This window comes from Nocardia sp. X0981 (assembly GCF_977089955.1).
The window spans coordinates 314,392-334,408 of sequence record NZ_OZ372435.1; the positions used below are offsets into that span (position 1 = coordinate 314,392).

Sequence of the window (20,017 nt, forward strand, 5' to 3'; positions counted from 1 at the left end):
CGGCCCGGTCCGGCCCCGGAACATCTAGCCTGGCAACCATGGCAGCTACCAGGGTGTATATCGCCAGGCTGACCGGCCTGGCGGTGCTGGGGCCGGACGGTGAGTCTATCGGCCGCGTACGCGACGCGGTGGTGGCCGTCCGGTACGACCGGCAGGAACCGCGTGTCCACGGCCTGGTGGTGGAGTTACCGACCCGGCGGCGGATCTTCGTGCCGATGCTGCGGGTGACGGCCATCGAACCAGGTTCGGTGACCCTCAACACCGGTAACGTCAGTCTGCGCCGGTTCGCACAGCGTCCCGGGGAACTGCTGGCCATGGCGCAGATCGTGGACTCGAGCGTGCGGGTCGACGATCCGGAACTGCCGGACCTGGCGGGGGTGGACGTCTTAGTGGTGGATCTCGGCATCGCGCTGACCCGGACCCGGGACTGGCGGGTCACCCGGGTGGCGGTGCGCGGGCACCGCCGGATCGGCCGGCGCCGCACCGTGCACGTGGTCGAGTGGGGCCGGGTCCACGGCCTCACCCCGTACGAGATCGGGCGGCCGGGGCAGGATGTGAGCGCCCTACTGGAGCAATTCGAAGGACTGCGGGCCGCCGATGTGGCTCATATGCTGCGCGAACTGCCGGCCAAACGTCGCCTCGAGGTGGCGCGCGCGCTCGACGACGAACGCCTGGCCGATGTGGTGCAGGAACTTTCCGTGGACGACCAGCTGAAACTGCTGGGCCAGCTCGATATGGCGCGTGCGGCCGATGTGCTCGAGGCCATGGATCCCGACGACGCCGCCGATCTGCTCGGCGGGTTGCCGGAGAACGAAGCCGAATCCCTGCTCACGCTGATGGATCCGCAGGAGTCCGAGCCGGTGCGCCGGCTGCTGGAACATTCCCCGGATACCGCGGGCGGTCTGATGACTCCCGAGCCGGTGATCCTGACGCCGGCGACGACCGTCGCCGAGGCACTGGCCCGGATTCGTGATCCCGATCTGACGCCCGCGCTGGCTTCGATGGTTTTCGTCGTCCGCCCGCCGACGGCCACCCCCACCGGTCGATATCTGGGCTGTGTCCATCTGCAGCAGTTGCTGCGCGAACCACCCGCGCATCTGGTGGGGGGGATCCTGGACACCGATCTGGCCGCATTGCGCCCGGAGTTGCCGCTCACCGCGGTAACCCGCTACTTCGCCAGCTACAACCTGGTGTGCGGGCCGGTGGTGGACGAACAGAATCACCTGCTGGGCGCGGTGAGTGTGGACGATGTGCTCGATCACCTGCTGCCGCGCGATTGGCGCGAGGACGAGCAGCTGTACGAGGGTGTACGCCCGTGACGGAGAAGAGCACCGCGAGCCGCGCGGCGAGCGCGGCCCGGCAACGGTTGGAGACGCCGGTCGAATCGCGTTTCCGCTTCGACTGGGATGCCGAGGCGCTGGCGCGGGGCAGCGAGCGGATCGCCCGATTCCTGGGCACCGGAAGGTATCTGGCGCTGCAGACGGTGGTGGTGATCGTCTGGATCGTGCTGAACGTCTTCGTATTCACGCTGCGCTGGGATCCGTATCCGTTCATCCTGTTGAACCTGGCGTTCTCCACCCAGGCCGCCTATGCCGCCCCCTTGATCCTGCTGGCGCAGAACCGCCAGGACAACCGCGACCGCGTATCACTGGAGGAGGACCGGCTGCGCGCCGCGCAGACGAAGGCCGATACGGAATTCCTGGCGCGGGAACTGGCTTCGCTGCGGCTTGCCGTGGGTGAGGTGGCCACCCGCGACTATCTGCGCCGGGAACTGGACGAGATCCGGGAGGCGCTGGAACGGATCGAGACGGTGGCGGGGGTCGGGCCGGTGCGCGGCTCGGACAAGGCAACCAAGCCGAAACGCAAGAAAACCTCCGGCCCCAAGCCGGTCACGGACTCGATTTCACCGCCTCTCGCCGATGATTGACCGGAAATCCACAATATGCTCCTGACCGGTAGGTAACCTGGATCACGTTGTCCCGAGCGCGTCCTGCGGGAATGTCCGGGACGGTCGCTCACCCGTGACATAGAGGAATGGTGGAGCCGAATGCGGATACCTACCCCTGTGGCAATGTCGGCTCTGGTCATGGCGGGCCTGGTAGCCAGCGGTTCAGCCGCCCACACCCCCTTGTCGTCGACCCCACCGGAAGCACCCGGATCGCAGCTCGCGACCGACGCGGACCGCGTCGTGGAGGCAGACGGCACCCCGGACACCCCGCTGACCCAGACACTTTCCCTGCTGCCCGTGGAGCGCACGACGCCGCGCAAACTCCGCGCCCTGAGCCCCGCACCCGCTGATGGGATCCCCCCTTTCGCGGGCACGGTCCCACTCCACACGATTCTGCTGCCCCCCGGTGGCGGCGCCTTGGGGATCCCGGAGATCGTGCTCGCCGCCTACCGGAATGCCGAACTGGCGATGCAGTCCTCGACACCCGGCTGCGGACTCACCTGGAATCTGCTCGCCGGTATCGGCCGGATCGAATCCGGGCACGCGAGCAACGGGCGTACCGATGCCGCGGGGACAACCGACCCACCGATTTTCGGCCCCGCGCTGGACGGCACGCTACCCGGTAACGAGATCATCCGGGGCGCCGACGGCGGGTACGTACGGGCACTGGGGCCCATGCAGTTCCTGCCGAGCACCTGGGCGCACTACGGCGCGGACGGCAACGCGGACGGACACGCCGATCCGCACAATGTCTTCGACGCGGCGCTGGCCGCGGGTAAGTACCTGTGTTCCGGCGGGCTCGATCTCCGGGACCCGCAGCAGGAATTGCGCGCGGTACTGCGTTACAACAACTCGATGTCCTACGCCGCCAATGTGCTGAGCTGGTCGGCGGCCTACCGCAGCGGCGGCCGCGCGGCGCCGGTCCTCCCCTCTCCCGATCTCGTTCCGCCGGGCACCGCGCCCACCGAGTTCCCGCCCAGCCCAACGGATCTGCTGGCCGCCCAGCGCGATTCCGAGGTCCCGCCGCCCCCGCCGGATCTCCCCGTACAGACGCCCCGGCCCGAGCCGATGATCCGGATACCGGGGCTGCCGCCCATCCCCTGTGGCATCCTGTGCCCGCCCGCGCCGGGGGCTCCGAAGGCCGGCGACCCGCTGCCCGAAATCGCCCCGGCCCCGGCGATCCCCGCGGACCCGGGCACCGCGCAGCCGCCCGCGCCGGACGCTACCGAACCACCGGCCCCGGAGGCCCCGTCCGAAGAGCCCGACACCCGGGCGGCGCCCGCCGAACCCGCTCCGCCCGCGCCGCCGACGATCACCCTGCCGGGTGGGCTGGTCATCCAGCTGCCGAGCATCCTCGCCCCGCCGGCGCCGCCGGCCGATCCGGCCGCCGGCGCTCCCGCACCGGAGGCACCGGCACCGGCCGCATCCACGCCGGCCTCGGCCGCGGACGACACGCCGCCCGCCTGAACGAACGGGACCCTCGCCGGGCGTACTGCTCCCGCTCGCGCCGCTTCGAGCCCCGGCTTCGGGCGGGGCTCGTCCGCGTGGCGAAGGACCCCGCCGTCCCGGATATCGGCGCGCCGGTGGACCGCGGAACCGAGTTCCCAAGGCGCGGTGGGGGTCCGAGGATTCCCACTATCCGCCGAAATAATGGTCACGAGGTAGTAACGAACTGGTCTCGGATGCGGTAGTCTCGGGGCCACAGGTCACGGTCCGGCAACGGCCGGCCCGGACCGCAGGCTGTTGGTTGAGACGAAGGGCTTGAGCACGTGGGGCGTCACCGTAAACAGCAACCTGCCACCGTCACCCGCAGTTCGGTGATCGCGCTGACCGGTCTGGTACCAGCCGGTGTCGTGGCCACGAATGCCGCGGCCGCCGTGGCGACCGATCCCACCGCGGCATCGGTGCAGATGCACATACCCGAGCAGGCCGCCATGCCCGCCGCGGCCGCCGCCGCAGCCGTCGACGACACCGCGATGCACGCCATGGCCAAACAGTCTCCGGAGGCGCGAGTCGAGGTGAAAACCATTGCCCTGGACCCGAACCGCCCGCGCAACGATATGCCGGTCGCCCCGTCCGGAATTCCGGGTATCGCCGAAGCCGCCTATATCAACGCCGAGCAGATCCTGGCCGAGGAGAACCCCGAGTGCAATATGCCGTGGACCATGCTGGCCGGTATCGGCCGGGTGGAATCCACACATATGTACAACGGCAAGGCCGACGCCGCCGGTAACGCCCTCGCCCCCGTTTTCGGGCCCGTCCTGGACGGCAGTCTGGCGGGCAACAATGTCATCCACGATTCCGACGGCGGCGCGCTGGACGGTTTCGCCGGCTACGACCGCGCGGTCGGCCCGATGCAGTTCCTGCCCGAGACCTGGACCCACTACGCGGCCGACGGCAACCGCGACGGCATCTCCGATCCGCAGAACTACTACGACGCGACCCTCACGGCCGGCAAGTACCTGTGCTCCGGCGGGCTGGACATGAACGATCCCGCCCAGCAGACCAAGGCGATCCTGCGCTACAACAACTCCATGGCCTACGTCGCGAACGTGATGGCCTGGGCCCAGTCGTACCGCTCCGGTATCGCACCACGGCCCGCGGAACTCCCCCGGATCTGACAGCACTACCATCGGCAGCATGCCAGTGGTAACGGAAGCGGAGGTGCGGGGCGCTCTCGCGAAGGTCGACGATCCGGAGATCCGCAAACCGATCACCGAACTGGGCATGGTGAAGAGCATCCGGATCGCTCCGGACGGCGATGTGCACGTCGAGGTCTATCTGACCACGGCCGGCTGCCCGTTGCGTACCGAGATCACCCAGCGGGTGAGTACCGCGGTCGCGGATGTGCCCGGTGTCGGTGCCGTCTCGGTCGATCTCGATGTGATGAGTGACGAACAGCGCACCGAACTGCGTAAACAGCTGCGTGGCGATTCCGCCGAACCCGTCATCCCGTTCGCCCAGCCCGGTTCGCTCACCCGCGTCTACGCGGTGGCCTCCGGTAAGGGCGGTGTGGGCAAATCCAGCGTCACGGTCAACCTGGCCGCCGCTCTCGCCGCACGCGGCCTGTCGGTGGGTGTGCTGGACGCCGATATCTACGGTCACTCCATCCCCCGCATGCTCGGTACCGACGCTCGCCCCACCCAGGTCGAGCGGATGATCATGCCGCCCGTCGCCCACGACGTGAAGATGATCTCGATCGCGCAGTTCACCCAGGGCAACACCCCCGTGGTCTGGCGCGGTCCCATGCTGCACCGGGCCCTGCAGCAATTCCTGGCCGATGTGTTCTGGGGCGATCTGGACGTCCTGCTGCTGGATCTACCGCCCGGTACCGGCGATGTGGCGATCTCCATCGCCCAGCTCATCCCCAACGCGGAGATCCTGGTGGTCACCACCCCGCAGATCGCCGCCGCCGAGGTCGCCGAACGCGCGGGCGCCATCGCGCTGCAGACCCGGCAGCGGATCGCCGGGGTGGTGGAGAACATGTCCTGGCTGGATCTGCCGGACGGCACCCGGATGGAGCTGTACGGATCCGGCGGTGGGCAAGCGGTGGCCGAGCGGCTGACCCGCGCCGTCGGCGCCGAGGTGCCGCTGCTCGGCCAGATCCCGATCGAACAGGCACTGCGCGAAGCCGGTGACGAGGGCACGCCGATCGTGCTGCGCGATCCGGAAAGCCCGTCCGCGACGGCGCTGCGGGCCGTGGCCGACAAACTGGCCGTCCGGCGGCGCGGGCTGGCCGGGATGTCACTCGGTATCGATACCACCCGCCATCTCTGATCCGCTGTCGGAGCGCCCACATAGACTCGGTCCATGCTCACCCTGCTGCTGTACGTCTTGATCGTCGGTTTGGTGGCCACGGTGCTGTTCCTTCTGGCCAGCGCCTTGTTCGGGCGGTCGGAGGAGCTGGGGCCGCTGCCGGAGGGCACCACGGCGACGGTCCTGCCGGTGGAGGGCATCACCGGCGCGGATGTACGGGCACTGCGCTTCCAGCAGGTGGTGCGCGGGTACAAGGCGGGGGAGGTCGACTGGGCGCTGGCCCGGCTGGCCGCCCGGATCGACGAACTCCAGGCGCAGCTCGCCGAGGCCCGTACCGTCGGCGCGGCGCATGCCCCCGGCCCGGAGCAGCCGTGACCACCGACACCCTGATCCGCTGCCCCTGGCCGGGAGAATCGCCGCTGTACCGGGCCTATCACGACGAGGAGTGGGGCCGGCCCCTGCACGGCAACGACGCCCTGTTCGAGCGGTTGTGCCTGGAGGCATTCCAATCCGGTTTGTCCTGGATCACCATTCTGCGCAAACGTCCCGCTTTCCGCGCGGCGTTCGCCGGTTTCGTCATCGACGAGGTCGCCGAATTCGGTGACGCCGATCGTGAGCGACTACTCGCCGATGCGGGCATCGTGCGCAATCGGGCGAAGATCGACGCGTGTATCGCCAATGCGAAAGTCGCCCGCGCACTCGATATCGAGTTGGACGAACTGCTGTGGTCCTTCGCCCCGCCGCCGCGGCCGCGGCCCCGCGCGATCGCCGATATTCCCGCGATCACGCCCGAATCCACCGCGCTGGCAAAAGAATTGAAGCGGCGCGGATTCCGTTTCGTCGGACCGACCACCGCGTACGCGCTGATGCAGGCCACCGGCATGGTGGACGACCATCTGGCCGAATGCTGGGTCGGTACCCGGCCCGGCGAGGTCGGCTGACCGGTCACATTTGGACGTCGAGTGTCCGCCATCTCCCGCGATAGGGAAGAATGGACCGAGTGCGGTCCGTCGCTTCAACCGACGGCCGCCCAGTTGGCGACAACTGGAGATCCGAGCAAGTGCGCAGCATACCGCGCAGATCTGGAGGGAGCAGAGGATGGCGGCCATGAAGCCCCGTACCGGGGACGGTCCCCTCGAGGCAACCAAGGAAGGCCGTGGGATCGTCATGCGGGTCCCGCTCGAGGGTGGCGGGCGTCTGGTCGTAGAGCTCACACCGGACGAAGCCGCGGCACTGGGTGACGAACTGAAGAGTGTCACCAGCTAGGCCGGTTGCCGAGGACTCGGCGCTCACCGCGGTCGCCGAGGTACTGAGTTGCCCCGTATGCGGCCGCGGTGTGGTGACGGGGGATCGTGCCCTGCGCTGCGCGCAGGGCCACAGTTTCGATATCGCCCGACAGGGTTATGTGAGCCTGCTCACCGGTTCCGCTTCCAAAATGACCGGTGACACCCCCGCCATGCTGGACGCGCGCGCCGCTTTCCAGACAGCCGGCCATTTCACCCCGATCGCCGAGGCGGTCGTTCGTGCCGCCACCCGGCCCCCCGGCGAGGTGATCGCGGATATCGGTGCGGGCACCGGTTACTACCTGGCCCGGGTGCTCGACGCCGTACCGGAGGCCCGGGGTATCGCCCTGGATATCGCCAAGGCCGCCGGGCGCCGGTGCGCGCGTGCTCATCCTCGCGCGGCCGCGGTGGTGGCCGATGCCTGGCAGGCCCTGCCCGTGCGGGACCACACCCTCGGCACGGCCCTGTCCGTCTTCGCGCCACGCAACCCCGGGGAGCTGGCCCGCGCGCTCGCCCCGGACGGCCGCTATATCGTCGTCACGCCCACCACGGCCCACCTCGGCGAACTCATCGAACCGATCGGCATGGTCACTGTCGATCCCGCGAAGGACCGGCGCCTGGCGGATGCGCTGACCGGCCGGTTCACCTTGCTGGAACGGGACACCGTCGAGTACTCGATGGCCCTGCCGCACGCCGATATCGCCCATCTGGTGGCCATGGGACCGTCCGCCCATCACACGGGCCCGGCCGCCGCGCGGATCGCCGCACTCCCGGAACCCTTCACGGTGACCGCTTCGGTCACCGTGGGCGTCTACGCACCCGCCGGCTGACCTCACCGCGGACCGTCCCCTCCGGTGAGATCGAAGCAATCGCACTGGCACAGAAGGCAATCGGTTCGCGACATCGCTCTGATCGCGGGGTAACACCGTCCTGGTGTCCTTGATCCATGCGGATACCAGTGTTCGGCAAGCGGAAAACCACCACCATCTTCGACCGGATCGGCGGATACGAGGCGCTCGAAGCGGTCGTGGCCGATTTCTACACCCGAGTCCTCGCCGACGAGGAACTCGCCGGTTTCTTCAGCGGGACCAATATGTCCCGGCTCCGGGGTAAACAGGTCGAGTTCTTCGCGGCCGCCCTGGGCGGACCCGACCCCTATACCGGCGCACCCATGAAGCAGGTCCATCAGGGTCGCGGTATCACCACGCACCATTTCGGACTCGTGGCCGGCCATCTGACGGAATCGCTCACCGCGGCCGGGGTCGACGATGCCACCGTGGCCGAGATCATCGGCGCCGTAGCGCCGCTGGCCGACGACATCACCTCCGGCGCGGCCTCCGCCTGAGCCCGGCGTCAGGATTTGCGCACCGTGTGATAGATCCGCAGGGTCTGCTCGGCGATCCGATACCAGTCGAATTCGTCCCGGGCTCGGCGCCGCCCCGCCGCGCCGAGCTCGGCCGCGCGAACCGGGTCCCCGGCCAGTTCGTTGACGGCGGCGGCGAGGCCGTGCTCGTAGGCGGCGGTTTCGTCCGCGTCGAAATGCACCAGGCATCCGGTGCTGCCGTCGGCGACCACCTCGGGTATCCCGCCGACATCCGAGGCGACGACCGCGGTGGAACACGCCATGGCCTCGAGGTTCACGATCCCGAGCGGTTCGTAGACCGAGGGACAGACGAAAACGGTAGCGGCCGCCAGCAGCTGCCGGATCTGCTCGGTGGGCAGCATCTCCCGCACCCAGAAGACATTGTCGCGCCGGCGGCGCAACCCGGCGACGGCGGTCGCGACCTCCGCTTCCAGCTGCTCGGTATCCGGGGCCCCCGCGCACAGCACCAGCTGGATCTCCGGGTCGATATCCCGCGCGGCGGCCAGCAGGTGCCCCACCCCTTTCTGCCGGGTGATCCGGCCCACGAAAACCGCCAGCGGACGGTCGGGTCGCACTCCCAGCTCGTCGAGGATCCGGCGGCTCCCGGACCGCGGGGGCCCGGGATGCCAGACCTCGGAATCGATCCCGTTGCGCACCACGTGCACCCGGGCCGGGTCCAGCTCCGGGTAGGCGTCCAGGACATCGCGGCGCATCCAGTCGCTCACCGCGATCACCGCGGCGGCGTGTTCGAGCGCGTTGCGCTCCGACCAGGACGACAGCCGGTATCCACCGCCGAGTTGTTCGGCCTTCCACGGCCGGCGCGGTTCCAGGGAGTGGGTGGTGACCACGTGTGGGATGCCGTGGAGGGTCGCGGCCAGATGCCCGGCCAGCCCGGAGTACCAGGTGTGGGAATGGACCACATCCACCGGCCCCACGGCGTCGGCCATCCGTAGCTGCGCGGACATCATCCGGAGAGCGGGGTTGGCGGCGACCAGTTCCGGATCGGCGTCGTGGACCCGGGCGCCGGTCCGCGGCGCGCCCATACAGTGCACGGTCACCGTGCTCATCCGGCGCAGCCGGGCCACCAGTTCCGTTACGTGCACACCCGCACCGCCGTACACTTCGGGCGGATATTCCCGGGTCAGCATGGCCACCTCGAGCGGATCGCCCACGAAACCCTCGGCCGCACCGCCCGCACCGCTGGAACCGAAACTCACGGATTCACGGTAGTCGCCGAGCGGTCGACGCCCGCCGACCACCTCGTTGGGTAGGTTTGGCGTTGTGAGGAGCCAGCCGCACGTCCTAGGAATCGTGCTCGCCGGTGGCGAGGGCAAGCGACTCTTTCCCCTGACCGCCGACCGCGCCAAGCCGGCCGTCCCGTTCGGCGGGGCCTACCGCCTCATCGACTTCGTATTGAGCAATCTCGTCAATGCCGGTTTCCTCCGGCTGTGCGTCCTGACCCAGTACAAATCCCATTCCCTGGATCGGCATATTTCGCAGACCTGGCGCCTTTCCGGATTCGCCGGGGAATACATCACCCCGGTCCCGGCCCAGCAGCGGCTCGGGCCTCGCTGGTACACCGGCAGCGCCGACGCCATCATGCAGTCGCTGAACCTCATCTACGACGAGGATCCCGATTACATCGTGGTGTTCGGTGCCGATCACGTGTACCGGATGGATCCGGAGCAGATGGTGGCCCACCATATCGATTCCGGGGCCGGTGTCACGGTGGCCGGTATCCGGGTCCCACGCAGCGAGGCGGGCGCTTTCGGCTGTATCGATTCCGACGAATCCGGACGTATCATCGGCTTCCTGGAGAAGCCCGCGCATCCGCCCGGCATTCCCGACGATCCGAACTCCACCTTCGCCTCGATGGGCAACTACGTGTTCACCACCAAGGTTCTGGTGGATTCGATCCGGGCGGATGCGGAGAATTCCGATTCCGACCACGATATGGGCGGCGACATCATTCCGAACCTGGTCGCCGCGGGCCAGGCCGCCGTCTACGATTTCGCCGACAACGAGGTCCCGGGCGCCACCGACCGCGACCGGGGCTACTGGCGTGATGTCGGCACCATCGATGCCTTCTACGAGGCACATATGGACCTGGTGTCGGTGCATCCGGTTTTCAACCTCTACAACCGTCACTGGCCCATTCGCGGAGCGGCCGAGAATCTGCCACCGGCGAAATTCGCGCGCGGCGGACTGGCCCAGGAATCGATCGTCGGTGCGGGCAGCATCCTCTCCGCGGCGACGGTGCGCAGTTCGGTGCTCAGCGCCAATGTCGTGGTGGACGACGGCGCGACCGTGGAGGGCAGCGTGCTCATGCCCGGCGTGCGGATCGGCCGGGGGGCGGTGGTACGGCGCGCGATCCTGGACAAGAACGTCATGGTTTCGGAAGGCGAGATCATCGGAGTAGATCTGGAACGCGATCGCGGCCGGTTCGCCATCAGCAACGGCGGCGTGGTCACGGTGGGCAAGGGAACCTGGGTCTGAGTCGGGGTCGCGAACGTGCCCCCGCCGGGACGGGGACGCCTCCCTGCACGGCCGGTCAGCGCCTATCGCGCCACGGCCCGCGAGTGACCGCGGCCTACCCCTTCGACGCGCAGAGCAACCCGTCACCGAGCGGAATGAGGACACTGGTCAGGCCGTAGTCCTCCGCGATCGTCCGGGTGGCGGCGCGCACCGCCTGCGTCGCGGCGTCCCGATGCGCCGGATCGGGCACCCGTCCGCCCAGCAGCGCGTTGTGCAGCAGTACCGCCCCGCCGGCACGTAGCAACCGCACGGCTTCGGCGACGTACTGCGGATGCTCGATCGGCGCGGCATCCAGGAACACCAGATCGTAGGCGCCGTCCGCCAGCCGGGGCAGGACGTCCAGCGCGCGGCCGTTGATCAGCCGGGTACGCGCGAGCGGTATCTCGGCCGCGCGAAAGGATTCCTTGGCGGCGCGCTGATGCTCCGGCTCGAAATCGATGGTGGTCAGTGTGCCGTCTTCCCGCATCCCGTCCAGTAGCCACAGCCCGCTGACGCCGGCACCGGTACCCACCTCGACCACCGCCCGCGCGTCGAGCAGCTGCGCGTACATGCTCAGCAGTGCCCCGACCGACGGCGGCACCGGAGCCGCTCCCAATTCGGTGGCCCGTTCGCGGGCGGTGACGAGTACCTCGTCCTCCACGACGGATTCCTCCACGTAGGCGAGATTTCGCTCCAGGTTCGATGCCACGCCTCTGAGGCTATGCCAAACGGGGCGAAGCGGGTCGCAACATTCTCAGGTGTCCCTCAGGGTTACCACACCCCCGCCATATCGAGGCACGGAAGAGTGATGTCTACACAAGACCAGCCGACCGCTGTGTGGGGCCGGGAACAACGGGGCACGTACCGACCGTTGTAACCGGTGTGGCGGCCCGAGAACCGGGTCGCCCATACGAGCCTACGCCTCGGTCCCCGATCAGGAGGTCGTCACCATCCACATGGTCGATGCGGCACGCGAGTCCGCCACCCTGCCCGAACTCCCCCGGGCCGTCCATGGGGCAGAGCCGGCGGGGTATCGCCTGCCCGGCCGGGACGATTTCGGCTCCAGCCCGTTTACCGGACCGGATCACGAGGTAGCCGCACACCACGACCAGGTGATCGACGATACCGCTTCGCCGGACGCCCTGATGGAGGTGCCCGATATGTCCAGTACCGATGAACGAGCCGAGGATTTCGACGCCGTGGTGGCCGAATCCGACCACGAGGCCGATCTCCCCCTCACGGGCACCGCCGCCTTCGACGCCACCGGCGACCGCGCGGTCATGCCGACCTGGGACGAGCTGGTCCGCGAACACGCCGACCGTGTCTACCGCCTGGCCTACCGGCTCTCCGGCGACGCCCAGGACGCCGAGGACCTCACCCAGGAGACCTTCATCCGGGTCTTCCGCTCCCTGTCCAGCTATCAGCCCGGTACGTTCGAGGGCTGGCTGCACCGCATCACCACCAACCTCTTCCTGGACATGGTCCGCCGGCGCAGCCGGATCCGGATGGAGGCACTTCCCGAGGACTACGACCGGGTCCCCGCCGACGGCCCCGGTCCCGAGCAGGTGTTCCACGACGCCCGGCTCGATCCCGACCTGCAGTCCGCACTGGACTCCCTGGCCCCGGAGTTCCGCGCCGCGGTCGTGCTCTGCGATATCGAAGGCCTTTCCTACGAGGAGATCGGCGCCACCCTCGGCGTGAAGCTGGGAACGGTCCGCAGCCGCATCCATCGCGGCCGGCAAGCATTGCGCGACTATCTTGCGCATAATGGAGCGCAGGAGCGTTTCGCCGCGGAGGCGAGCTTCGGGTGATCCGGCAGCCGTGACGCCGGGCCCCGGCGGTCAGCGATGTCGGTTGGGAAGGATGGGCAGCGAATGAGTGACGACTCCAGTAGGTCCGGTCGTCGTTCCCCGCAGTTCCACTCCACCGAACATCTGGCGAGCGAGGCGGTCGCCGCCTATGTCGATGGCGAACTGCGGATGAATCCGTACCTACGCGCGGCTCAGCATATTTCGGTATGTCCCGAATGCGCCGCGGAAGTCGAGGCGCAGCAGCAGGCCCGTATCGCGCTGCGCCGAGCCGGTCAGGTCTCGGTGCCGACCGGTCTGCACGACAGCCTCTCGCGTATTCCGCTCGTCGAACCGCCGAGCGGTCCGCAAAGCCGCAATTCTTCCGGGGGTCACCGCAACGAGGCGGTTTTCGGCTTTTCGAGCCAGGCATTTTCGTCGACGTTCGACAGCTTCCGTTGGTCGGTGTGGTGGCGCAAGTAGAGTTTGCCGCGTGAGTTCCGAACCGACGCACAATTCGCCCGCCGAAAACCCTGATTCGGCGGATGAGAACGGCACGACGACCGATAACGGCACTCTGCGCCCGCCGGGGGCTCCGGTGCTGGCACCGCGGCCGGTCTATCGACCCCATGTGGACTCACATACCGCGCATGCCTTCCGCCGGCCATCCGGCCAGTCCGGCTCGTTCGCCCCGCGCGCCGCGCGCACCGAGACCGGGTCGACGGCCCCGGCAGCGCTGAAGGGCCCGCCCGAGGCGGTGCTGGCCGAGGCATTCGGCCGGCCACCGGGTTCCGATGAACTGCTCCAGCGTGATCCGGATGCCGGTACCGGGAAGGAACCCGTAGCCGGTCCGGTGGACCCGTGGCGCGACCCGGATTCGCCCGCTCGGCTCGGCGCCCCGGCGGTGGCCTCCGCTACCGCACAGGAGCTGCCACGCGCCGGGCAGCTCTCGGCGCGTGAGGTGCTGTTCGGCTCTCGTGTGGCTCCCCGGGCGCTGCTCGCCCTGGCCGCCGTGGCTCTGGCCATCGGGCTCGTCGGCGGTCTGGTGGGGCGGTTGACCGCGGAAACCGCCTCGACCCTGACCTCCCGAAAAGTGAGCCTGGAACAGACCGACAGCGAACAGCCGCACGGTCCCATCGCGCAGGTGGCGGACGCGGTGCTGCCCTCGGTGGTGTCCATCCGCACCACCGTCGGGGACAACGGCGCCACGGGATCCGGGGTGGTGATCGACGGTAACGGCTATATCGTCACCAACAACCACGTGATCTCCATGGCCGCGCAGGATCAGTCCGGCCGCGCCCGGGTACAGATCACCTTCTCCGACGGCACCCGGACCCCGGCGCAGATCGTCGGCCGTGATCCGAAGAGCGATCTCGCGGTCCTCAAGGTAGATGTGAAAAATCTCACCGTGGCCCAGCTCGGTAGATCGGACGATGTGCAAGTCGGGGACGCGGTGCTGGCCATCGGCTCTCCGCTCGGCCTCAGCAAAACCGTCACCTCGGGCATCGTCAGCGCCCTGCACCGACCCGTGAAACTCGAGGGTGAGGGCAGCGATACCAAGGCCGTGATCGACGCGGTGCAGACCGATGCCTCGATCAACCCGGGCAATTCGGGTGGCGCGCTGGTGGACGCGGACGGCCGGGTCATCGGTATCAACACCGCGATCCGCAGTGAAAGCGGCGGTTCCGTGGGCCTGGGCTTCGCCATCCCCGTGGACCAGATGACCGAGGTGGCACAGACACTCATCCGCGACGGTTCGATCCACCATCCGATGATCGGGGTGAGCGCCCGCACGAAGACCGTCGCCAACGAGGTGATGAGCGGCGCCGAGGTCGCCGATGTCGCGCCCGGCAGCCCGGCCGCGAATGCCGGCATCGTCGAGGGGGATGTCATTGTGCGGGTGGGCGACCGCGAGGTGACCAATCCGGACGAACTGGTCGTCGCGGTGCAGACCCACGATATCGGTCAGACGGTGAACGTCCAGCTCATCAGGGAAGGCCGCCAGGTCGATATTCCGGTGACACTGGCCTCGGACTGATCCACCGGCGGCGGCGCCGGGTAGCCTGGAGGGGTGTTCAGCAGTATCGGGTGGGGCGAGATGCTCGTGCTACTCGTCGCCGCCCTCGTCATCCTCGGTCCGGAGCGGCTACCCGGCGCCGTGCGGTGGACCGCGCGCAGCCTGCGCCAGGTCCGTGATTACGCGAGCGGAGCCACATCGCAATTGCGCTCCGAACTCGGTCCCGAATTCGAAGATCTCCGAAAGCCACTCGCCGATCTGCAGGAATTACGCGGAATGTCTCCGCGTTCGGTGGTGACGAAACACCTTCTGAACGGCGATGATTCCCTGTTGCGGGATTTGGACGGCGCATTGCCCGACAGCAAGAATGTGCTGGGTACCAGTAGCGGGATGCCAGATTACCCGAAGGTCAAACCCCATAAACCCTTGGAACGCAACGAACGTCCGCCGATCGATACCGACGCCACCTGAACGTCAACCAGGCTAGACGCATTTTACCGGACTGGTGTCTAGACTTCGCACATGTCGGCCGATGACGTGGCGCGAATATTCGCGATCGAAGATAAAGTCGAGCGACTCAAGGCCGCAACGGAGGGTGTCGCAGCGGCTCAGCAGACCATCAACGAGCTCACGCGCATTCGCCGTGCGGTGATCCGGGAGTTACATGCCGAAGGTTGGACTTTTGCCAGGATCGGGGCCGCCGCCGGGCTGTCCCGCGCCCGTATCCACCAGGTGAGCACCCAGGGCCCCGCGCCCGAGGGACTGTTCTTCGGGCACGGTCCGCTCACGCTGCTGGTCCCGGACAACCGGGCGGGCAGGCTGGTCGGCGCACCCGACCCGGCGGCCGCCCCGCGCCTCGCCGAACAATTACGGGAGCTGGGCTTCTCGGCCACTATCGAGCCTTTCGCGCCGGGGCGTCCGATCGACCTGCTGCGCGACGGACTCATCGTGTTGGGCGGCCCGGAACTCTCGCCGAGCCTGCGCCACCTCATAGCCGCCGATCCGCGGCTACGTCGCGCGGTGGCCCGGCCCGGCGACGGACGCCGCGGGATAGAAGACCGTGCCGCCCGCCGTATCTACCGCCCCGCCAGCCCGGAGCCGCACGATATCGCCTACCTGGCCCGGCTGCCCCGCCCGGACGGCCGGGGTTCGGTTCTGGTGATCGATGGCCTGCACCCACCCGGTTCGCTCGGGGCGGTCCGGCTACTGGCGACCCGGTTGGCCACGCTGCACGAACGCGCGGCCGGTCGCCGGTTCTCGGTGCTGATCGGCGTGCGCTACGAGCGCACCACAGGTGAACCGGTGGACGCGGACCTGCTCACCCCGGTCTATCTCCACGAGCCGGTGGACTCCCGGCCGCCGGTCGTGCGCCAGCGGCGCTGACGAAAGGCCCGGCCCGGCCGCCCGGCCCGGGCCGGGCCGACACGCCCGAAAAGGGCGATAGCTCCATGAAATAACAGCCCGTCATCCATATTGCTACGCTGAAGTGACCCGAACCACTTTTGCCGTATTCGTCTGTGCGGATCTACACCGGAATAACCGTGAAATAGCTTGTAGCGATAGCCGGACCGTGGCCATACCTCGATCCGACAGGGCAATTCGTGGAGGCACAGGTGAACGCGTTGATCATCGTGGCGGTGGTATTGATCGCTGTAGGATTGCTGATTTCGCTGGCCCTCTGGTTCCGTCATCCGAGAGCCGGTAGCAGCGAGTATGTGACGGTCGCCGAACTCCAAGCACGTCTGGAAGACGAACACGGACATCCCGAGCAGGCTCCGGACACCGCCGGCCCCACCACGGACGACGCCGGTCCGGGCCCCATGAGACCGGCCGAGGACTCACCGGCTGCGCCGGCGAGTACCGAAGACGAGGAGCCCACGATCGGCAACGTACCGGAGGAGACCGGAGACAACGCCGCGGCCGAATCGGCGGCAGCCGGGTCCGGCCCCGACCAGGAGGCCTCCGAAGAAACCTCCGGCCCGCAGCCGGACGACCGAGACGCCGGAGACACCCCTACCGGCGAAAGGCCAGACCGCGGCCGCTGACGCCGCGACACGTTCGACCCCGGTGGCTCAGGCGGCCACCGCATCCGGCCGGATCGTGTTCATCGGCGGCCGGTCCACCAGATCCACCTCGGTACTGTGCGGGGTGAACTCGTCGCCGATCAGGGGGAACTGAGTGAGTGCCGCCCCGGAATCACACACCCCGCTGCGGCCCAGCACCGTGCCCAGGATCTGGCGGCTCATCACCCCGAGATCGGCCAGCGGCCGATTACGGTGGGTCCGCACCCCGAGATTGACCTGCCCGATAGCGCCCAGCCCGAGCCGATCATAGGTATCGAGCAGCAGCCCGATCTCCACCCCGTAGCCGGGTGCGAACGGCACAGCGGTCAGCAACTCCCGGGTGCCGGCGTACTCCCCGCCCAACGGTTGCAATACCGAGGTCAGCCCCGGCCGCAGCGCGGCCAGCAGCGGCCGGGCGACGAGCTCGGTCACCCGCCCACCACCGTGGGCGTCCACTCCGCCGCCGTGCCGCAGCGGACGCCGGTAGTACGCCTTGACCAGATGCAGATCCGGGGTGGTGAGCAGCGGGCCGAGCAGTTTCGGCACGAACGCGGGATCCGGATCGATCAGATCGGAATCCACGAAAGCCACCAGGTCGCCGCTGGTCACCGCCAGCGAACGCCACAGCACCTCGCCCTTCCCCGCAACCGGCTCCAACTCGGGTACGGCCTGCTCCCGTGTCACGACCTCCGCACCCGCGGCGCGGGCACGTTCGGCAGTGGCATCGGTCGACCCGGAATCCAGCACCACCAGCTCGTCCACCAAACCGCCGAGTAGCGGCCGGATACTGGCCACCACCGCGGCCACGGTTTTCTCTTCGTTCAGCGCGGGCAGCACCACCGAGACGGTGCGGCCTGCCTTGGCGGCCACCAGTTCGGCCACGGACCAGCGCGGGCTGTCCCACGTATTGGTCGTCGCCCAGCCGGGCTCGTGTTGGGAAAGTTTCATACGAGACCTCGCAGAGTTCGTACCGGTGGCCGGATACCCTGGATCGCGGCGATCATGTCCACGACCCGCCGCGTCGCGGCGACCTCGTGCACCCGGAAAACGCGGGCACCGGCCGCGGCCGACCACGCTGTTGCCGCCAATGTGCCCTCCAGCCGTTCGGAAAGTCCGACACCTAATGTCTCTCCGATGAAATCCTTGTTGCTCAGCGCCATCAAGACGGGCCATCCGGTTTTTACAAGAACGTCTGCTGCCCGCAACAGTGCGAGCCCGTGATAGGTGTTCTTCCCGAAATCGTGCGTCGGATCGATGAGGATGGAATCCCTGCGTACCCCGGCCGCCGCGGCCGCTTCCGCGGCACCGACCACGGTATCGGCGACTTCGGCCACCACGTCCGGATAACGAACGCGATGCGGGCGGGTCCGGGGTACGGCGCCACCGGTATGACTGCATACGATGCCCGCACCGGTTTCGGCCGCCACCGGCACCAGCTCCGGATCGGCCCCCGCCCAGGTGTCGTTGATCAGATCGGCGCCCTCGGCCACCGCGGCCCGCGCGACCTCCGAGCGCCAGGTATCCACACTGATCAACAGGTCGGGGTAGCGCTCCCGGATAGCGGCCACGAACGGCACCACCCGGCGCGTCTCCTCGGCGGCGTCGACCCGGTCGCCGGGCCCCGCCTTCACCCCGCCGATATCGACCAGATCGGCCCCCTCCGCCACCGCCCGGGCCACCGCGGCCAGCGCGGCATCGTCGCTGAACGTGGCGCCACGATCGTAGAAGGAATCCGGCGTACGGTTCACAATGGCCATCACCAGGGCACGATCCGTCGCGACCGTCCGGCCACACAAGGTCGGCGACGGCCGGACGGGCTCGAACATGATCTCGACCTTACTGTGTTGTCGACGCCGGGTTACGCGACCTCCGGCCCAGCGTCGGCAGCGCGCGCCAACGCGGTGAAAGCCGTGGTCGAATCGTCGGTAACGGTGATGAGGTCGAGGGCCTGCCGAGAGACGAAACCGCGTTCCCGGAGTTCGGCCAGCCAGGTGAAAAGACCCTCGTAATGACCGTCGGGATCCAGGATCGCCATCGGTTTGGCGTGCTGGCCCAGATGACCACCGGTCCAGGTCTCGAAGAACTCCTCGAGGGTGCCGATTCCTCCGGGCAACGTGAGGAAGGCGTCGGCGCGGTCCTCCATCACCTGTTTGCGCTGCCGCATGGTGTCGGTGACCACCAGCTCATCAGCACCCACATCCGCCACTTCGCGGTGCATGAGGTGTTTCGGAATGACCCCGACGGTATGGGCGCCACCGGCCCGGGCCGCGGTCGCCACCGCCCCCATCATCGACACGCGACCACCCCCGGAAACCAGCTGCCAGCCGCGCCGGGCTATTTCGGTGCCCACCCGGGCCGCCAGCTCCAGATACGCCGGATCGGTGGTGCCGGCCGAGCAGTACACACACAACGCGAACGGTTCCGGTTTCACCATTCGTCCTCCGTACCCACCTTCTCGATATCCGCACTACCCGGCTCCGACCGTTCGATGATCCGCACGACCTCCGCGATATCGTCGGTGACGTGCAGCAGGTCGATATCGCCCGGTGAGATCCGCCCCTCCGCGGCCAACGACTCCCGAATCCACTCGACCAGCGGCGCCCAATAACGACTCCCGTACAGAATGATCGGGAACCGGGTGATCTTCCTCGTCTGCACCAGGGTAAGCGCTTCGAACAGCTCATCGAGGGTACCGAAACCACCGGGCAGGCAGACGAAAGCCTGCGAGTACTTCACGAACATGGTCTTGCGCACGAAGAAGTACCGGAAGTTGATACCGAGATCCACCCACTCGTTGAGGCTCTGCTCGAAGGGCAACTCGATCCCGAGCCCGATCGAATAACCACCGGCCTCGGACGCGCCCCGGTTGGCGGCCTCCATCACGCCCGGACCGCCGCCGGTGATCACCGCGAACCCGGCCGTCGCCAACGCGGCACCGAGCTCCCGCGCCGACCGGTATTCGGGATGATCGGGCGCTGTACGCGCCGAACCGAACACGCTCACCGCCCGCGGCACCTCGGCCAGCGCCCCGAACCCCTCGACGAACTCGGCCTGGATGCGCAGGACCCGCCACGGGTCGGTATGCACCCAGTCACTACCCTCACGCCGGTCCAGCAGATGCTGATCCGCGGTACCGCCCCGCGGCGTACGGTCACGGCGGAACATGATCGGCCCGCGATATCGGGTCTTGGATTTGCCGACCATCCCGGATTCGACAGCGTCGGTTGACATGGCCGCCACGCTACTGGGTTTGTTTCGCGGCGCCTGCGGCGCCGCGGGGTCGAGC

At 68.3% G+C, this 20,017-nt stretch carries 23 protein-coding genes; 17 read left to right on the forward strand and 6 right to left on the reverse strand.

Annotated elements, in window-relative coordinates; all coding sequences use genetic code 11:
• Positions 1-38 precede the first annotated feature (38 nt).
• The 10 genes from ACYR7D_RS01430 (at position 39) to ACYR7D_RS01475 (ending at position 8,332) form a co-directional block, all read left to right on the forward strand.
• Positions 39-1,319, forward strand: a complete 1,281-nt coding sequence (locus tag ACYR7D_RS01430; RefSeq protein ID WP_459547829.1) for a magnesium transporter MgtE N-terminal domain-containing protein — start codon at positions 39-41, stop codon at positions 1,317-1,319.
• Positions 1,316-1,927, forward strand: a complete 612-nt coding sequence (locus ACYR7D_RS01435) for a DUF1003 domain-containing protein (protein ID WP_459547830.1) — start codon at positions 1,316-1,318, stop codon at positions 1,925-1,927. The genes ACYR7D_RS01430 and ACYR7D_RS01435 overlap by 4 nt, the downstream gene beginning before the upstream one ends.
• A 144-nt stretch (positions 1,928-2,071) precedes the next feature.
• Positions 2,072-3,415, forward strand: coding sequence for a lytic transglycosylase domain-containing protein (locus ACYR7D_RS01440; RefSeq protein WP_459547831.1), 1,344 nt, complete (start codon positions 2,072-2,074; stop codon positions 3,413-3,415).
• Between the two features lie 302 nt (positions 3,416-3,717).
• Positions 3,718-4,569 carry a lytic transglycosylase domain-containing protein gene (locus ACYR7D_RS01445; RefSeq protein WP_459547832.1) on the forward strand — a complete coding sequence of 284 codons (852 nt, stop codon included), beginning with the start codon at positions 3,718-3,720 and terminating at the stop codon, positions 4,567-4,569.
• A 19-nt stretch (positions 4,570-4,588) separates the two neighbouring features.
• Positions 4,589-5,725, forward strand: a complete 1,137-nt coding sequence (locus ACYR7D_RS01450; protein ID WP_459547833.1) for an Mrp/NBP35 family ATP-binding protein — start codon at positions 4,589-4,591, stop codon at positions 5,723-5,725.
• A 33-nt stretch (positions 5,726-5,758) separates the two neighbouring features.
• Positions 5,759-6,079 (forward strand): DivIVA domain-containing protein, encoded by a 321-nt coding sequence (locus ACYR7D_RS01455; protein WP_459547834.1) that lies wholly within the window; start codon positions 5,759-5,761, stop codon positions 6,077-6,079.
• A complete protein-coding gene (locus ACYR7D_RS01460; protein WP_459547835.1) occupies positions 6,076-6,645 on the forward strand; it encodes a DNA-3-methyladenine glycosylase I in 570 nt (189 codons plus the stop codon). The genes ACYR7D_RS01455 and ACYR7D_RS01460 overlap by 4 nt, the downstream gene beginning before the upstream one ends.
• A 157-nt stretch (positions 6,646-6,802) precedes the next feature.
• Positions 6,803-6,970: a DUF3117 domain-containing protein gene (locus tag ACYR7D_RS01465; RefSeq protein ID WP_011211259.1), complete on the forward strand. Its 168-nt coding sequence runs from the start codon at positions 6,803-6,805 to the stop codon at positions 6,968-6,970.
• Positions 6,957-7,817, forward strand: coding sequence for a putative RNA methyltransferase (locus ACYR7D_RS01470; RefSeq protein ID WP_459547836.1), 861 nt, complete (start codon positions 6,957-6,959; stop codon positions 7,815-7,817). The genes ACYR7D_RS01465 and ACYR7D_RS01470 overlap by 14 nt, the downstream gene beginning before the upstream one ends.
• Positions 7,818-7,933: 116 nt before the next feature.
• Entirely contained in the window at positions 7,934-8,332 is a 399-nt protein-coding gene (locus ACYR7D_RS01475) for a group I truncated hemoglobin (RefSeq protein WP_459547837.1), read from the forward strand.
• 8 nt (positions 8,333-8,340) lie between these two features.
• On the opposite strand, the gene glgA is transcribed toward ACYR7D_RS01475, so the two are convergent.
• Positions 8,341-9,498: a glycogen synthase gene (glgA, locus tag ACYR7D_RS01480; RefSeq protein WP_459549962.1), complete on the reverse strand. Its 1,158-nt coding sequence runs from the start codon at positions 9,496-9,498 to the stop codon at positions 8,341-8,343.
• A 133-nt stretch (positions 9,499-9,631) separates the two neighbouring features.
• Here glgA and glgC point away from each other — a divergent pair, with 133 nt between their 5' ends.
• A complete protein-coding gene (glgC, locus tag ACYR7D_RS01485; protein WP_459547838.1) occupies positions 9,632-10,846 on the forward strand; it encodes a glucose-1-phosphate adenylyltransferase in 1,215 nt (404 codons plus the stop codon).
• A gap of 94 nt (positions 10,847-10,940) precedes the next feature.
• On the opposite strand, the gene ACYR7D_RS01490 is transcribed toward glgC, so the two are convergent.
• Positions 10,941-11,573: an O-methyltransferase gene (locus ACYR7D_RS01490; RefSeq protein WP_459547839.1), complete on the reverse strand. Its 633-nt coding sequence runs from the start codon at positions 11,571-11,573 to the stop codon at positions 10,941-10,943.
• A gap of 451 nt (positions 11,574-12,024) precedes the next feature.
• On the opposite strand from ACYR7D_RS01490, the gene sigE reads away from it, so the two are divergent.
• The 6 genes from sigE (at position 12,025) to ACYR7D_RS01520 (ending at position 16,713) form a co-directional block, all read left to right on the forward strand.
• Positions 12,025-12,675 (forward strand): RNA polymerase sigma factor SigE, encoded by a 651-nt coding sequence (gene sigE, locus ACYR7D_RS01495; protein ID WP_459549963.1) that lies wholly within the window; start codon positions 12,025-12,027, stop codon positions 12,673-12,675.
• 63 nt (positions 12,676-12,738) lie between these two features.
• The gene (locus ACYR7D_RS01500; RefSeq protein WP_459547840.1) at positions 12,739-13,134 is read left to right on the forward strand and encodes a hypothetical protein; all 396 of its coding nucleotides are present in this window, start codon (positions 12,739-12,741) and stop codon (positions 13,132-13,134) included.
• A 10-nt stretch (positions 13,135-13,144) separates the two neighbouring features.
• Complete coding sequence (locus tag ACYR7D_RS01505; protein ID WP_459547841.1) at positions 13,145-14,689, forward strand: S1C family serine protease; 1,545 nt, start codon at positions 13,145-13,147, stop codon at positions 14,687-14,689.
• A gap of 33 nt (positions 14,690-14,722) precedes the next feature.
• Positions 14,723-15,139 carry a Sec-independent protein translocase protein TatB gene (gene tatB, locus ACYR7D_RS01510; RefSeq protein ID WP_459547842.1) on the forward strand — a complete coding sequence of 139 codons (417 nt, stop codon included), beginning with the start codon at positions 14,723-14,725 and terminating at the stop codon, positions 15,137-15,139.
• A gap of 51 nt (positions 15,140-15,190) precedes the next feature.
• Complete coding sequence (locus tag ACYR7D_RS01515; RefSeq protein WP_459547843.1) at positions 15,191-16,051, forward strand: hypothetical protein; 861 nt, start codon at positions 15,191-15,193, stop codon at positions 16,049-16,051.
• Between the two features lie 230 nt (positions 16,052-16,281).
• Positions 16,282-16,713 carry a hypothetical protein gene (locus tag ACYR7D_RS01520; protein WP_459547844.1) on the forward strand — a complete coding sequence of 144 codons (432 nt, stop codon included), beginning with the start codon at positions 16,282-16,284 and terminating at the stop codon, positions 16,711-16,713.
• Positions 16,714-16,740: 27 nt separating this feature from the next.
• Here the strand turns inward: ACYR7D_RS01520 and ACYR7D_RS01525 are convergent, their stop codons facing one another.
• The 4 genes from ACYR7D_RS01525 to ACYR7D_RS01540 are packed head-to-tail and all read right to left on the reverse strand — an operon-like array spanning position 16,741 to position 19,962.
• Positions 16,741-17,679 (reverse strand): glucosyl-3-phosphoglycerate synthase, encoded by a 939-nt coding sequence (locus tag ACYR7D_RS01525; RefSeq protein ID WP_459547845.1) that lies wholly within the window; start codon positions 17,677-17,679, stop codon positions 16,741-16,743.
• A complete protein-coding gene (folP, locus tag ACYR7D_RS01530; protein ID WP_459547846.1) occupies positions 17,676-18,557 on the reverse strand; it encodes a dihydropteroate synthase in 882 nt (293 codons plus the stop codon). The genes ACYR7D_RS01525 and folP overlap by 4 nt, the downstream gene beginning before the upstream one ends.
• 32 nt (positions 18,558-18,589) lie before the next feature.
• Positions 18,590-19,165: an LOG family protein gene (locus tag ACYR7D_RS01535; RefSeq protein ID WP_459547847.1), complete on the reverse strand. Its 576-nt coding sequence runs from the start codon at positions 19,163-19,165 to the stop codon at positions 18,590-18,592.
• A complete protein-coding gene (locus ACYR7D_RS01540; RefSeq protein ID WP_459547848.1) occupies positions 19,159-19,962 on the reverse strand; it encodes an LOG family protein in 804 nt (267 codons plus the stop codon). Before ACYR7D_RS01540 ends, ACYR7D_RS01535 begins: the two co-directional genes overlap by 7 nt.
• Positions 19,963-20,017: the final 55 nt, after the last annotated feature.